This window comes from Thalassobacillus sp. C254 (assembly GCF_001310615.1).
In genome coordinates this window covers 413704-428332 of sequence record NZ_BAXQ01000001.1, presented here as the reverse complement: position 1 = coordinate 428332, position 14629 = coordinate 413704, and the positions used below count along the sequence as shown (strand labels likewise).

The following is a 14629-nucleotide window of genomic DNA, read 5'->3' as shown; positions in this document are numbered from 1 at the left end:
ATAGTAGCTCATCTTATAAAACGAGGGAACCATCCTCAGAAGGGAGAGATGAAGAGTGGATAAACAACAAAAGCAGCAATTTCACTATGAGCATGAAGGGGAAGAACATGTCCATAATCAACTTTTGGACTATTACCATGTTGGCTCGGACACTTCTCAGCGTCTTGAGACCAATGAAGAAGGCCACTCTGCAAACATGAAAGCATAGAGTGGAAAAGCCCTCTGTCTTCAGAGGGCTTTCTTACTAGGGAAGAGTGAATATTTGAATTTAAAATTTAACTCATAGTATGATTTAAGAAAGAGAGAACTAGGAACGCTGGGTCGAAGGAGGAGCTTCCATGCGTCATGCAATTATCACTGCAGGCTCAAAAGGCTTGGGGAGAAAAGTCACGGAGACGTTTATAAATAAAGGGTACGCTGTGACCGTGAGTTACCGAAGCGACATAAGGCAGTGCAGGCCTTAAAAGAACAATACCACGATAAGCTTGATCAAATACATATCGTTCAGGGCGATGTAACACAAAAAGAGGATTTAGCACGGATTGTAAGTGAAGGAGTAAACCGGTTTGGACGAATTGATGTGTTAGTGAATAATGCTGGACCTTATGTATTTGAACGGAAAAAGTTAATGGATTATAAGCCGGAAGAGTGGCATGAAATGGTAGACGGGAACCTGACTTCCATGTTTTATCTATTTCAGCATGTTGTTCCCCACATGCGCGAGCAGAAGTATGGAAGGATCATTACATATGGCTTTCAGGGGGCCGGCGACGCACCTGGATGGCTGTACCGTTCTGCTTATGCTGCGTCCAAAGTAGGTCTTGTTTCTCTAATGAAGTCAGTGGCACTGGAAGAAGCCGAAAATGGCATCACCGTGAACATGGTTTGTCCAGGGGTAATTACTGAAGAGAATAAAGAGGCAAGTATTCAGGAGGCGAAAGGGAAAACCGATAACATAACGCCGGTAGGAAGGCCAGGAACCGGCGGAGACATTGCAAGGACGATAGCGTTCTTATGCGAGGAAGATTCGGATATGATCACAGGATCAGTAATAGAAGTAACAGGGGGGGTAGACGTTCTGCATAAATACAGGGGAAAAGCAGAGGAATAAGTATAAAATAAAAAAATATCGGCAAATTATGGATGAGGTGATTTCATGAGAAGCTTGCCGGTATTTTTTACAATGGCATTTCTGCTTTGTGGTATTTTTGCTCCATCAGTAGTCTATGCCGATGAATTAATGGAAAATTTCTCTTTTCGGGTAACTCTTGAGTCCGATGGGGACGTTTATCATTGGGAATTTGACAGCCCAGGAACATATGAATGGCATCATGGTGACAAAGTCCTTCATGGTGAGAAGGCGAAACCAAATGTAGAAAAAGTTTTTGCTTTGCTTGATTTATCAGAAGAAGCAGAGGCTGAAGAGTTAGCAGCCCGCCTTAAAAACGGTCCTTTTCCGGATTTAGAGCGATTTGATATTCGGTGGAGAAGCGGAGAAAGCCAGTTATACAGCTGGGTTTGGGAAAAGAATTAAAAAGAAAAGAGCCTTTATACCTGATATGATGTAAATAAATGAAAATACCTCTTTCCTCTAATGTTTGCAGTGAGGGAAGAGGTATTTTTTATTACTGTTGCAGGCTTTGATTTCTAAAAATTCATTTGAAAAACAAAATTTTTTGTCATATAATAATGTAAGGTAAAACGCCAACGGCATAGTGGATGCAGCCGAGGGATTGGAGCACTGCTTATTTAGTAGTGAAACGCCTTCGTGTCAGCAGAAACGGGAGAAATTGTCCTGTTTAAAGGAGGCAAAGTGATGAGAATCGTTACATATTTAGATAAGCACCTGGAGGAACTGCTACTTGTCATATTTACAGGTATTATGGTAGGTGTTATTGCTCTCCAGGTGTTTATGCGTTATTTTTTAGGCAGTTCATTAGCATGGTCTGAAGAGCTGGCAAGGTACTGCTTTATCTGGCTAGTTTATATCGGGATAAGTTATGGAGTGAAAAAACAGAGACATATTAAAGTTGATGTCTTGCTTTTACTTTTAAAAGAAAGAGGCAAGATTTTATTACATATGGCAGCTAATCTATGTTTCTTATCATTTGCCGTGTTTGTAGTAATATATGGCTATAGAATAACGGAAAGCTTATTATTGTTTGGGCAAACATCACCTTCCTTGAACCTGCCTATGGGAGTGGTATACGCGGCTGCGCCAATTGGGATGAGCTTAACAGCTGTCAGGATCATTCAGCAAATGTATTTGCAGCTAAAGGCCCTATTAGGAAAAGAAGAGTTTTACGTAAAAACAGAACTTGATGACGCTTTAGAAAGAGGAGATGTAGAACAACCCCTGCCTGAGAAATTTAAAGGAAGCAGAGGCTAAGAATGACCTCAAAGGAAGGGAGGAAATATATTGACTACTTTAGTTTTATTTGGAAGCTTTGCTTTCTTTTTGCTCCTTAGCGTTCCTATTGGGATCGCTTTAGGTCTTGCTTCGTTAATAGCGATTGTTTATTCAGGACATTGCCAGTTGAGTTTTTAGTCCAAGGACTAATTACTTCGATAGATTCATTTCCGTTAATGGCTGTGCCTTTTTTTATACTAGCTGGCGAAATTATGGGGAAAGGCGGGGTGTCTGAAAGGTTATTTAATGTAGCTAATTCTCTTGTAGGAAACAAAACAGGAGGATTTGCTATTGCCACAATTATTACTTGTATGTTTTTTGCAGCAATTTCGGGTTCCGGACCCGCTACAGTAGCAGCTATAGGGGGAATTATGATTCCTGCTATGGTAAGGCAGGGATATGATAAAAAGTTCGCAACGGCTACCGTAGCTGCAGCTGGCTCACTTGGAGTCATTATTCCCCCGAGTATACCTATGGTTATATACGGGGTAACAGGAAGTACTTCAATCGGCAATTTATTTATTGCGGGGATTATCCCCGGTTTACTTGTAGGAGGAGCTCTTATTCTTTATGCTTACTTATATTCCAAAAAGATGGGATACAGGGGTCTTGAGAAAAAAACTTCAATAAAAGGAATAGGAAAAGCTATATGGGATGCTAAATGGGCTTTGTTAATTCCTGTTATTATTTTAGGAGGAATTTACGGGGGAGTTTTCACTCCTACTGAAGCGGCTGTTGTCGCTGTTATTTACGGGTTGTTTGCCGGGATCGTGCTTTACCGGGAACTTAAGCTTACAATGCTTCCTAAGGTATTTGCTGATGCGGCTTTAACTACGGCTACCGTCCTTATTATAGTAGGGACTGCGACTGCCTTTGGACGCCTGCTAACAGTGGAACAAATTCCTAATCAAGTAGCTGAAGGCATGATGTCAGTATCTCAAAACCCACTTATTATCATACTTATGATAACAGTACTCCTTCTTGTTGTAGGGTGCTTTATGGATACGCTCGCTGCTATTATCATACTTACCCCTATTTTACTTCCAATTGCCGTTAATTTAGGGTACGATCCTGTTCATTTCGGGATTATTATGATTGTTAACTTAGCAGTAGGATTTATTACTCCTCCCCTTGGGGTTAATTTATTTGTAGGGGCGGGGATATCCGGCCTTTCAATTGAATCACTGTCCAAGGCTGTAGTCCCTTACTTTGTCGCTATGATTTTAACTTTACTAATTATTATCTTTATTCCGGAATTTTCCACCTACTTGCCGCAATTTAGAAACTAGAATACAAGACAAGCTGAACTGCACCCAATTATTATATGTAACGAACAATTGGGTGCATTGTTTTGCAAAACTAGTGACCGGGTTTGACAAAAGGAGAGGTTTAACCTTTGAAACGAAAAGGAACCTTTGAAATAGAGGGAAAATTATGTTAAGTAAGGAATAGGGATTTTTTCCACTATACTATGAAAGTAAGGGAGTGTTTCGAATGAAAGTTACTTATCATGGACATTCTGTTGTAGCTATTGAAACGAACGGAAAGAAAATCATAATTGATCCTTTTATTACAGGGAACGGCATGTGTGATTTAGAAGCGGAAAACGTAGAAGCAGATGTGATCCTGCTTACTCATGGACATAATGATCATGTAGGAGATACGGTAGAGTTAGCAAAAAAGAATGACGCACTCGTAGTAGCTCCTTTTGAATTGGCTACTTATTTAGGATGGCAAGGGGTAAATACTCATCCAATGCACATTGGCGGGGGCCACGATTTTGATTTCGGTCATGTTAAGCTTACACAAGCCTTCCATGGATCTGCTTACACAGAAGAAGAAAACCAGCGCATTGTATATACGGGCATGCCGGCAGGAATCCTATTTACAGCAGAAGGGAAAACAATCTACCATATGGGGGATACAGGGCTTTTCTCTGACATAAAATTAATTGCAGAACGCACAAATGTAGATTTGCTGTTTGTGCCTATTGGTGACAACTTCACCATGGGACCGGAAGATGCCAAGACAGCTGTAGAATGGATCAGCCTGAGTACACCGTTCCTATGCACTATAACACTATGCCTGTGATTAAACAGGACCCCAAGAAATTCGTAGATTCTCTTGGAGACACGAAAGGGAAAGCATTAGAAGCTGGAGAATCTATCGAACTGTAGACTTTTCCCAAACAATACCCCTCTGCTTTTAAAGCAGAGGGTATCTTTTTTGTGTATTTTTAAAGACACTTAATCAACCTGATATAAAACAACTTAAGGTTGGTTCTTCCGTGTCTTGATTTACAAGACCCCCAACTTTATAATAAAAAGTAGTACAGTGACCGCATTTTAGTGAAACAGATCAGATAACTAACAAGGGGGGCTTCCAGTGGCAACCAAGCACGAACAAATTTTACAGCATATTACTGAACTTGGCGTGGGAGAGAAAATTTCAGTGCGCCAAATTGCAAAGTTTCTTAATGTAAGTGAAGGAACAGCTTACAGGGCGATTAAGGATGCAGAAAACCAAGGCCTGGTAACAACCATTGAGCGAGTGGGGACAATTAGGATAGAAAAGAAGCAGAAGGACAATATTGAAAAACTGACCTATGCTGAAGTTGTTAACATAGTGGACGGGCATGTACTTGGAGGAAGGAATGGACTGCACAAAACGTTAAATCGGTTTGTCATCGGCGCGATGAAGCTTGAGGCAATGATGAGGTACGTAGAAGCAGGAAACCTTTTAATTGTAGGGAATCGTTATCAAGTACATAAGCTAGCTCTAGAGGCAGGATCGGCTGTTCTCATTACAGGAGGGTTTGATACAAACGAAGATGTGATTGAACTGGCGGATGAGCTTGAACTGCCTGTCATTACAACGAGCTATGATACTTTTACTGTCGCTGCAATGATTAACCGGGCGATATATGACCAGTTGATTAAAAAGGAAATTGCAGTCGTTGATGACATTTTAATTCCTCTTCAGGATACCTACTTTATGACCACAGAGAATACAGTGGAAAAGTGGCATGAACTAAACGAGCGGACAGGCCACAGCCGCTATCCTGTCATAGATGAAGACATGAAAGTAAAGGGAATGGTTGCAGCCAAGGATGTACTGGGAGCTCAGTATCACATTCCTATCGAAAAAGTAATGACTAAATCGCCAATTACAGTAAATGAAAGAACATCAATTGCTTCTGTAGCTCATGTGATGGTTTGGGAAGGAATTGAACTGCTACCTGTTATTGATCATCACAGTAAGCTTCTTGGTGTCATCAGCAGACAAGACGTGTTAAAAGCTCTGCAGATGATTCAACGCCAGCCCCATGTTGGTGAAACGATTGAGGATACAATTACAAGCAGGTTTCATGATACAACTACAGGCTCTGAATATGACTTCCAATGTGAAGTTTCTCCTCAAATGACCAATCACCTTGGCATGCTTTCATATGGTGTTATTACCACCCTCGTTACAGAAACAGGAAGCAGAGTCCTCCGGCAATACAAAAGAGGAGACATGGTTGTAGAAAATATAACACTGTATTTCATTAAGCCTGTCCAGATAGAAAGTACCATTGAAACAAAAGGAAGAGTGCTTGAAGTAGGGAGAAAATACGGGAAAATGGACGTAGAGTTGTACCATGAAGGAAAGATTGTAGGAAAAGCTTTGTTAATGGCACAGCTTTTAGAAAGATAGAATAAAAAAAAGCATGAGCCGGCGTCTTAGCTGCTGGTCATGCTTTAAAAACGTATCCTTATGCTTTCATTCGGGCTTCTTCTGCTTCTTGTTCGACAAAAGGAAGGTAGTGCTTATAGCCTTTGTATCCTAGTAAAACATTTGCTCCTCCAAGCAAGATGAATACGAGACCAATAATCAATTCGAGAGTGCTTCTTGGCGTTAAGGCAAGGTTTAAACCAAAAGCTGTGACAAACGTTCCTAAAGCCATCGTGGCTTTCATTTGCTGCCACCTTTTCTCGGCGGGAGCTTTCGTGCGGATAACTTTTGCTTTATAAAATATATACATAGCAACAGCTAGGACAATTATCACGACAAGTATTTGTGTCATAGGACCCCTCCTGGATGTTTTCTGCCTTTAATTTTACCTTCCCTGAATCAAAATGCCAAATGCTTTTTAAGAAAAGCCACCTTGGCAGCATGAAATTTGTGTGACAAGATATAGTAAGTAATCAGGGCGGTCATTGTTTGTAACGAATGAAAGTGAGGGGTATTGATGAAAAAAGAGATAATAGAAATGATCAACATGTATAACAAGATCATTATTCACCGCCACGAAAGCCCGGATCCTGATGCCCTTGGGTCACAGGGGGGGCTTGCCCGGCTGCTAAAAGACACCTTTCCAGAAAAAGAGGTTTATGTGACTGGAGAAGAAGAGCCTTCCTTAACCTTTCTCCTGAAGATGGATACTGTGGAAGAAAAAACATATCAGGGCTCCCTTGTCATTGTATGTGATACAGCAAATCAGGAAAGGATCAGTGATAAGCGATATAAGCTAGGTGATAAAATCATTAAAATTGATCACCATCCGAATGATGAGCCATATGGCGACATCGTATGGGTGGATACTTCTGCAAGCTCAACCAGTGAAATGATTACCGAACTGTTCATGGAGGTTCAGGATGAATGGAACCTGACCGAGGAGTCAGCCCGTCTTCTTTATGCAGGGATTGTGGGAGACACGGGTCGTTTTCGCTTTCCTAACACGACAGCAAAGACCCTCCAGTATACAGCGGAGCTTATAAAAATTGATTTTGACAGAACTGAGCTATATACAAAGATGTATGAAAAGCCGGAAAATCTGGTTCGTTTTCAAGGAAGAGTCCTGCAGGATTTTGAAATGCGGAAAAGCGGATTAGGGATATCTTATTTACCTCAAAGTCTCCTGAAAGAATGTAAGGTGTCTTTAAATGAATCTTCGGCAGTGGTGAATTCATTTAGTGAAGTAGAAGGAATCAAGGCCTGGGTCTTTTTTGTAGAAAACGAAGATGGAAGTTATCGTGTGCGGCTTCGTTCAAAAGGGCCGGTCATCAATAAGGTCGCCGCCCAATTTGATGGGGGAGGGCATCCTATGGCTGCAGGGGCAAAGGCAAAGAACACAGCCGAAACAAAGGAAATTATCTCTCTTCTTGAAAAAGAGTGCCTGCAATACTCCTTTAAGTAGGAACCTCTGCTTCTCATCGCTGGTACTGTCAGTTTTTTGGGGGTATTGTTAAGTGAGAGGACTCTTACAAAGGGTAAATATTTGGTCTTAAAGGCCCGAAAATGAAAGAATCCCGGCAGATAAGCGGGATTGTATTATTCTTTTTTATTGCTCGGTATAAACCAGGATCCTAAATCTGTAATATCCTCGTACACATCAATTCCTTGTTTTTGAAGTTCTTTTCGTATCATGGCTGTAACTTCCTTCGATTCCGCAAAAGCAGAGTATCCTGCTTTAATCTTATCTACTTTCTGAAGCGCGAGTTCTTTTCGGTTCATGACCATTTCCTTACCAGTCATATCCAAACCAACACACCTCCTCTAAGTGAATGGTAGGTTCAAGGGAAGGCAACATTTGAAAAACAAGGGTGCCTCTTCTACATTATACTCTTTCCTCTATTATAACTAAAATATCAAGTTTTGTAGCCTGTTTTTATTATTTTTTAAAAGGATTGTGCTTAGCGGTTTTTGGGGAGGATTTTTAGATGAAGTTCTAATGTAGTGTACATATATATTTGCTCCACTTTTACATGGTACAAATGCTCACCTACTAAGAATTCTTTGTTTTCAATTGTCTTTATCATTAGTTCTTTATTTGTAACCACACTTTCTATGTCACTATTTTTTATGCCTTTCAGCTCATTTTCTATTTGCTGTCTTAGTTCATGGAGAGTGAGCTCGCTTAAACGGATTTTTTCTTCGTTTGTGAAATATACCAGGATTTCTTGAATGGTTAATTTCTTTTCGTTTTCTTCGTTCAATTTTTTTTCTTCACTTCTAAGCATTTCAATCGTTTCCTGTTGAGCTTCAATAGTAAGCTGCTGTTTTTTTAAATCTATAATCAATTTTTTCATGAATTGCACCAAATTCATATAAAAAAAACCCCCATCCAAAGAGAGCGCCTATTACGAAACCGGCAAATAGACGCTGCCACCCAGGGTGTTTGTAATAGGGAGGAATTCTCATGGGCTTAAATGCTCCTGTGTAATCCACTGAATAAGGACTGTGCCAGTGTTAGCTCCTCCTAAGGCTGCAAGAATCATAAGAATTGTCCGGTACATATCATCATGTGTGCCGTAAAGAGTCCTCTTTCTAATGATGTAATGGCATCAAATGTACCGCCGATAGCCGCTACCAGAGCCCAGATTTTCAAGCTTGCGGCCAAGTCATGAATAGTTGATAAAGGAGGCTTTCCGATAAGGAACGCGCCAATCCCTCCAATAATAGCACCGCCTATAATGACGCCAAAGGCGACGAAGAAATCAATCACCAGAGTAGCAATAAAGTCACGGTTCAGCATTGCTATTGCTCCTTTCTGCTCCTCACAATTTATGGGGAAGGGGACAAGGGTCCTTTTACTAAATATAGTTGCCTGTTTAGAGGAATATGCTTGTTTTCAAAGAGGAAGCTCTTCATACTTATAGTAATAACCGAGAAAGAAAGGGCGGATTGATTTGGCTTTCGTCCATTTACATATTCATACAGAATACAGTTTATTAAAAAGTACGGCCAGGATAGATGAACTTGTACAAAGAGCCAAGAAACTGAATATGGGCGCTTTAGCGATTACAGATAAAAACGTCCTCCATGGAATTGTTCCTTTTTATAAAGCTTGTAAAAAGGAGGGAATTAAGCCTTTAGCAGGCATTGAACTGGACATTCAAATAGGCCGGGAAAATGCCTATCCACTGGTTTTTCTAGCAGAAAACAGAAGTGGATATCAAAACCTTTTGCAGCTGGCTACAACAGCTAATAAGCAAGGAACAGAACCATTTCTTACATTCGAAGAACTTCAAGGAAGCCTGGAAGGAGTCATATGCCTGATTCCCTGGGGCGAAAGTGAACTGTTTTTTTCCATTCAGCAGAGGGAAAAAGAAAGGATTCTTTCTCTTGTAGACAAACTTAAAATCCTATTTTCTGAAGGTTACCTGTATATGGAATGGTCTCCTCAGGGAACAGAGAGAGAAAAACGAACCTGGGAAAAAGCAGCGGAAAGGTTTGAAATTCCACTGGCAGCTGGCGCTAACGTTCATGTCATTGACGAAGGTGAAAATGAAACCAGATCTGCTTTGGAAGCAATTAAAGAAGGAAAGAGTCTAAAAGAAGTTAAAGAGAATGAAGACCCTTCTCGAGGAAAGTTTTGTTCAGAAGAGGGAATCAGAAAAAGAGGAGCGCCGGAAAAAGCCCTGCAAAACACAGAAAACATTGCAAACCGATGCAGCTGGGAGCTTCCTCTTGGTGAGCTGAACATGCCAAGATTTCCTCTTCCACAAGGAAAAAGCACAGAAGAAGAGCTGAAAAGGCTGTGTGAAGAGGGGGCTGTGAAGAGATACGGCAGCCTGAATGAAGAAATAAGAAAACGGCTTCAAAAGGAACTGGAAACGATTAACGAGATGGGGTTTGCCGATTACTTCCTCATTGTATGGGACTTTATCTCCTTTGCAAAAAAAAGGGGGATTCTTGTGGGCCCTGGGAGAGGATCGGCAGCAGGCTCTCTAGTAGCTTATGTATTATTCATCACAGAAATAGATCCATTGACATATAACCTGATCTTTGAACGTTTTTTAAACCCGGAGAGAATCTCACTTCCTGATATCGATATAGATTTTCCTGATTATCGCCGGGAAGAAGTTATTTCTTACGTTATTGAAAAATATGGAAAAAACCATGTGGCACAGATTGTGACGTTTGGGACATTTGGGGCTCGTGCTGCGATAAGAGATGTTGGTAAGGTTCTGGAGATTCCTCAAGGCTTAATAGATCGATTAGCCTCTATGATCCCGTCTGAAAGTACAAGCTTACCAAAAGCGGCTGAGGAAAGCCCTGAGCTGCTCGAGATATTGCGAAAGGATAAAGAGGCCGAGGCTGTTTTTGCTTTAGCTTCAAAAGTTGAGGGCCTGCCAAGGCATACATCTATTCATGCTGCTGGAATAGTGATGAGTCAGACACCGCTTTATGAGATTACAGCACTTTCAGAGGGGAAAAATGATACGTTAGTTACCCAATTTCCGATGAATGATCTCGAAGAGCTGGGACTTTTGAAGATGGATTTTCTCGGATTAAAAACCTTACGCTTATAGAGAAAATCATTCTCTCTGTGAAACGAAGAACAGGCAATACAATCACCATAACTGAGATCCCATTAAACGATTCACTCACCTTTGAGCATTTAGCAAAGGGGGATACTACAGGAGTCTTCCAACTGGAGTCAGAAGGAATGAGGCAAGTGCTGAAAAACCTTCATCCAACTTCCTTTGAGGATATAGTCGCTGTTAATGCACTTTACAGGCCGGGTCCGATGGAGAACATTCCTGTTTATATTGACGGCAAACACAGCAAAAGACCAATAACATACCCTCATGAAAAGCTGCGCTCTATTCTGGAACCAACATACGGAGTAATCATTTATCAGGAACAAATCATGAAAATAGCAGAAGAACTTGCAGGGTATACCTTAGCGGAAGCCGATCTTTTACGCAGGGCGGTGAGTAAGAAGGATAGAGAAATACTGGAAAAAGAACGTCTTCATTTCGTAGAGAGAGCAGCCAAACAAGGTGTTAGCAATGAGGCTGCTGAAAGAGTTTACAGCTTAATTGTTCGTTTTGCTGATTATGGCTTCAACCGGAGCCATGCAGTTGCATACAGTTTCATTGCATATCAGTTGGCTTATCTTAAAGCTCACTATCCGGCAGACTTTTATGCAGCACTCATTACTACGAATATAAATAACTCTCAAAAGGTAGGACTGTACCTAAGAGAAGCTAAGCACCATGGGCTGCAAGTTACGCCTCCTTCAATCAACAAAAGCCAAGCGGGATTTTCGGCTGCTGGGGAAGAAATAGTGTTTGGCCTAATAGGAATTAAACATCTAGGGAAAAATGGAGTCAAAGCAATCCTTCAAGCAAGGACGAAGGGGAATTTTAAGAGCTTTATCGATTTTTTATGAAGGTGGAAGCTGGCAGTGTTGAACGCAGGGGGATAGAATCCTTGATTAAGGCTGGTGCATTCGATGAGCTGGGTAAGGATAGAGCTGTTTTACTGGCTTCTTTGGATGCAGCTATTGAATTTGCGGAATTTCAGCGGGATATTGGCAGTTTATTTGAACAGGGAGAAGCCGATTTTCGCTATATAGATCAGGAGCCTTTACAGACATTGAAAAATATGAAGGGGAAAAAGAAGTGACAGGGTTTTACCTTAGTGGCCATCCCCTTTCTCAGTATCAGAAAGTAATTGCCCCGTTCCAGCCAGTCCCCCTTGCAGAGAACCTTGGTGGCGACAGGGGAACAAAAGCTTTGGCTGGGATTATCGAACAACTATCAACAATCCGTACTAAAACTGGGCAGAAAATGGCTTTTTTGAGTATGACTGATGGTGAAGGAGCCTGTGACGTTGTAGTCTTCCCAGACCTTTACCGCAAAGCAGGTTCATTGCTTACCCTTCAGTCACCCATACTGGTGGTTGGGGTTCCTGACAAAAAAAGCCAGGGAAATAAACTTCTTGCAAACAGCATCTTTCACCTTGATGACCTTTTAAAAGATGCAAGCAAGAATTTATATTTAAAAATCAGTCCCGAGCAGGACAACCATCAAATCCTTCAGCAGGTAAAGAAGGTGATAAATTCTTACCCGGGACCTGTGCCTGTTCAACTGTTTTATGAAAAAGAAAAAAAAATGATCCAGCTGTCCGATGAAAACCGCGTGAATGCTACAGAGAGGTGCATTTCACAGCTACAGTTTATTTTATCTTCTGAACACGTTGTTTTAAAAGCAGAGTAAAAGGGTGAACAACTCCTTTAGTTTTGTTATAATAAGGACAGTTTTTCAAGTGGTCTGACCAATATGGATCAGAATGGGACGGATTGTCCCTTTTATACTTATGAATTGCTTAAACACATAAAAGGAGAGTGGAGAGTGTGTCTACGTTAAGAGAAGAAGCTTTACATCTTCATCGAGTAAATCAAGGAAAATTGGAATCGAAAGCCAAGGTGCCTGTACAAAATGCACGTGATTTAAGTTTGGCGTATTCCCCGGGAGTTGCTGAGCCATGCAAAGCAATCTTTGATGACCAGCAGAAAGTATTTGATTATACAATGAAAGGCAATATGGTTGCTGTAGTTTCTGATGGTACAGCTGTACTGGGTCTTGGAAATATTGGTGCTGAAGCCTCCCTGCCTGTAATGGAAGGAAAAGCTGTTCTCTTTAAGTCCTTTGCAGGAGTGGACGCTTTCCCTATCTGCCTTGGTACCTCTGATGTCGATAAAATTGTAGAGACAGTAAAACTCCTTGAGCCGACATTTGGCGGTGTGAATTTAGAGGATATTGCAGCTCCAAATTGCTTTATTATTGAAGAAAGATTGAAAAAAGAGGCAAATATTCCTGTGTTCCACGATGACCAGCATGGAACAGCAATTGTGACTGCCGCTGGCTTAATTAACGCTTTGAAGGTAACTGGAAAATCATTATCAGAAATTCGTGTCGTTATCAATGGAGCTGGTTCAGCAGGTATTGCTATTATCAAGCTGCTGCAGCGTCTCGGAGTTCGTGATGTCATTTTATGTGACTCAAAGGGAGCCATTTTTGAAGGCCGCTCATACGGGATGAATGATGTGAAGTCTGAAATTGCTAAAGTTACAAATAAAGATAATGCAGAAGGATCACTAGAGGACGTTGTGAAAAACACTGATGTATTTATTGGTGTATCCGTAGCTGGGGCGTTAACCCAAGAAATGGTTAAATCCATGAACCAGGATCCGATCATCTTTGCCATGGCTAATCCGGACCCTGAAATTCTTCCGGACACTGCAAAAGAAGCAGGAGCAAGTGTTGTGGGTACTGGACGCTCCGACTTTCCTAACCAAGTGAACAATGTTCTTGCATTCCCAGGGATCTTCCGCGGAGCCTTGGATGTAAATGCAACCCACATCAACGAAGAAATGAAAAAAGCAGCTGTTTATGCAATTGCAGAACTTATTGATGAAAGAGACGTGACTCCTGATTACGTTATCCCTGCGCCATTTGATGGCAGAGTTGCCCCTGCAGTGGCTGCCGCTGTAGCAAAAGCAGCTATGGAAACAGGAGTGGCCAGAAAGAACGTGGATCCTGAAAAAGTAGCTGAGAAAACAAGAGAGCTTTCAATTATTGACAAAGAGCAATAAAACGAATTGATAATATAGATGTTTTCCAGGTTGAAAAATTGAAATATGGCGGTGATGATGATTATGTCATCACAAGAAAAGGTATACATTGAAGTTATTAAGGAAATAAATCGAATGATTCATACGAATGGTTTAAAGAGCGGAGACAAACTTCCCTCTGAACGAGAAATGAGTGATCGGCTTCATGTCGGTCGCTCTTCTGTTCGTGAAGCCTTCCGATCACTCGAACTTCTCGACCTGATCGAAACTAGACGTGGAGAAGGGACGTTTATGAAAGAGGCCGGAGGAAAGCGCCTTGTAGAAATAATTGCTTCTTTTATTCTTAAGGATGAAAAAGCCCGCCGCGATCTTGCAGAAACAAGAAAAGTAGTAGAAGTCGAAGCGCTTCGTCTCGCCTGCTGCAGAGCAAGACAAGAGGAAATCGAAGAGCTTGAGGATTTGCTTGCTTCGTATGAGGGAAAAGTCAAGTGTGGCACTCTTCCTCTTGAGGAAGATTATCTTTTCCATAAAAAGATTGTTAAACTTTCAGGAAATCATTTAATGCACCAAATATGGATTCCCTTAGTAGAGTACACAAAAGCTGCGTTAAAAGAATCTTTATCCAGGCCTGGAAGACCCTTATACTCCTATGAAGAACATGTCCAGATTTACAAAGCGCTTAAATCCAGAGATGAGGATAAAGCGATTAAAGCACTAAGTGATCATTTAGAAAATAGTGCATTTTAGGCTCCAAGAATTTTTTATGGGTAAAACAACTCCTTTTTCTACCATTTCCCCTAAGCTGAGTACATAAAAACGGGCTGGGTGTGAACAGGGCGAAAAAAGGGAAGATCTGTCCCCTTTAGGGG

General features: G+C 41.2%; 12 protein-coding genes and 5 pseudogenes. 13 read left to right on the top strand and 4 right to left on the bottom strand.

From position 1 onward, the window contains the following. Positions 1-55 precede the first annotated feature (55 nt). From JCM19033_RS23070 to JCM19033_RS02340, 7 genes and pseudogenes are all read left to right on the top strand, one after another. Positions 56-208, top strand: a complete 153-nt coding sequence (locus tag JCM19033_RS23070) for a hypothetical protein (RefSeq protein ID WP_157049704.1) — start codon at positions 56-58, stop codon at positions 206-208. Positions 209-338: 130 nt separating this feature from the next. Further along, positions 339-1111 (top strand): annotated as a pseudogene (locus JCM19033_RS02365) (SDR family oxidoreductase). A gap of 45 nt (positions 1112-1156) precedes the next feature. Beyond that, the gene (locus JCM19033_RS02360) at positions 1157-1534 is read left to right on the top strand and encodes a hypothetical protein (RefSeq protein ID WP_054635122.1); all 378 of its coding nucleotides are present in this window, start codon (positions 1157-1159) and stop codon (positions 1532-1534) included. A gap of 282 nt (positions 1535-1816) precedes the next feature. Then, positions 1817-2389, top strand: coding sequence for a TRAP transporter small permease (locus tag JCM19033_RS02355; RefSeq protein WP_054635121.1), 573 nt, complete (start codon positions 1817-1819; stop codon positions 2387-2389). Positions 2390-2419: 30 nt separating this feature from the next. Continuing rightward, a pseudogene (locus JCM19033_RS02350) lies at positions 2420-3699 on the top strand (TRAP transporter large permease). A gap of 205 nt (positions 3700-3904) precedes the next feature. Next, positions 3905-4587 (top strand): annotated as a pseudogene (locus tag JCM19033_RS02345) (metal-dependent hydrolase). Between the two features lie 208 nt (positions 4588-4795). Then, the gene (locus JCM19033_RS02340) at positions 4796-6106 is read left to right on the top strand and encodes a CBS domain-containing protein (RefSeq protein ID WP_054635120.1); all 1311 of its coding nucleotides are present in this window, start codon (positions 4796-4798) and stop codon (positions 6104-6106) included. A gap of 58 nt (positions 6107-6164) precedes the next feature. Here the strand turns inward: JCM19033_RS02340 and JCM19033_RS02335 are convergent, their stop codons facing one another. Then, the gene (locus JCM19033_RS02335) at positions 6165-6476 is read right to left on the bottom strand and encodes a YtpI family protein (RefSeq protein WP_054635119.1); all 312 of its coding nucleotides are present in this window, start codon (positions 6474-6476) and stop codon (positions 6165-6167) included. A 165-nt stretch (positions 6477-6641) separates the two neighbouring features. Here JCM19033_RS02335 and JCM19033_RS02330 point away from each other — a divergent pair, with 165 nt between their 5' ends. Continuing rightward, positions 6642-7589 (top strand): bifunctional oligoribonuclease/PAP phosphatase NrnA, encoded by a 948-nt coding sequence (locus JCM19033_RS02330; protein WP_054635118.1) that lies wholly within the window; start codon positions 6642-6644, stop codon positions 7587-7589. Between the two features lie 134 nt (positions 7590-7723). Here JCM19033_RS02330 and JCM19033_RS02325 read toward each other — a convergent pair whose 3' ends face one another. The 3 genes and pseudogenes from JCM19033_RS02325 to JCM19033_RS02315 all read right to left on the bottom strand — a co-directional run bounded on the left by JCM19033_RS02325 (position 7724) and on the right by JCM19033_RS02315 (position 8849). Further along, positions 7724-7933: a hypothetical protein gene (locus JCM19033_RS02325; RefSeq protein WP_198153392.1), complete on the bottom strand. Its 210-nt coding sequence runs from the start codon at positions 7931-7933 to the stop codon at positions 7724-7726. Positions 7934-8085: 152 nt separating this feature from the next. Then, positions 8086-8481: a hypothetical protein gene (locus JCM19033_RS02320; RefSeq protein ID WP_269757919.1), complete on the bottom strand. Its 396-nt coding sequence runs from the start codon at positions 8479-8481 to the stop codon at positions 8086-8088. 108 nt (positions 8482-8589) lie between these two features. Next, positions 8590-8849, bottom strand: a pseudogene (locus JCM19033_RS02315) (YtrH family sporulation protein). Between the two features lie 232 nt (positions 8850-9081). On the opposite strand from JCM19033_RS02315, the gene dnaE (JCM19033_RS02310) reads away from it, so the two are divergent. The 5 genes and pseudogenes from dnaE (JCM19033_RS02310) to JCM19033_RS02285 all read left to right on the top strand — a co-directional run bounded on the left by dnaE (JCM19033_RS02310) (position 9082) and on the right by JCM19033_RS02285 (position 14507). Beyond that, positions 9082-10707, top strand: a complete 1626-nt coding sequence (gene dnaE, locus JCM19033_RS02310; protein ID WP_054635117.1) for a DNA polymerase III subunit alpha — start codon at positions 9082-9084, stop codon at positions 10705-10707. A gap of 17 nt (positions 10708-10724) precedes the next feature. After that, positions 10725-11809 (top strand): annotated as a pseudogene (gene dnaE / locus JCM19033_RS02305) (DNA polymerase III subunit alpha). Further along, positions 11806-12402: an OB-fold nucleic acid binding domain-containing protein gene (locus JCM19033_RS02295; protein WP_054635114.1), complete on the top strand. Its 597-nt coding sequence runs from the start codon at positions 11806-11808 to the stop codon at positions 12400-12402. Before dnaE (JCM19033_RS02305) ends, JCM19033_RS02295 begins: the two are co-directional and overlap by 4 nt. Positions 12403-12539: 137 nt before the next feature. Further along, entirely contained in the window at positions 12540-13781 is a 1242-nt protein-coding gene (locus JCM19033_RS02290; protein ID WP_054635113.1) for an NADP-dependent malic enzyme, read from the top strand. Between the two features lie 63 nt (positions 13782-13844). After that, complete coding sequence (locus JCM19033_RS02285) at positions 13845-14507, top strand: FadR/GntR family transcriptional regulator (protein ID WP_054635157.1); 663 nt, start codon at positions 13845-13847, stop codon at positions 14505-14507. Positions 14508-14629 lie beyond the last annotated feature (122 nt).

What these genes read in the sequence shown, in the direction of transcription:
- JCM19033_RS02360 (WP_054635122.1), top strand. Translation starts at nt 1,157, where the DNA reads ATGAGAAGCTTGCCGGTATTTTTTACAATGGCATTTCTGCTTTGTGGT.
- JCM19033_RS02355 (WP_054635121.1), top strand. Translation starts at nt 1,817, where the DNA reads ATGAGAATCGTTACATATTTAGATAAGCACCTGGAGGAACTGCTACTT.
- JCM19033_RS02335 (WP_054635119.1), bottom strand. Translation starts at nt 6,476, where the DNA reads ATGACACAAATACTTGTCGTGATAATTGTCCTAGCTGTTGCTATGTAT.
- JCM19033_RS02330 (WP_054635118.1), top strand. Translation starts at nt 6,642, where the DNA reads ATGAAAAAAGAGATAATAGAAATGATCAACATGTATAACAAGATCATT.
- JCM19033_RS02320 (WP_269757919.1), bottom strand. Translation starts at nt 8,481, where the DNA reads ATGAAAAAATTGATTATAGATTTAAAAAAACAGCAGCTTACTATTGAA.
- JCM19033_RS02285 (WP_054635157.1), top strand. Translation starts at nt 13,845, where the DNA reads ATGTCATCACAAGAAAAGGTATACATTGAAGTTATTAAGGAAATAAAT.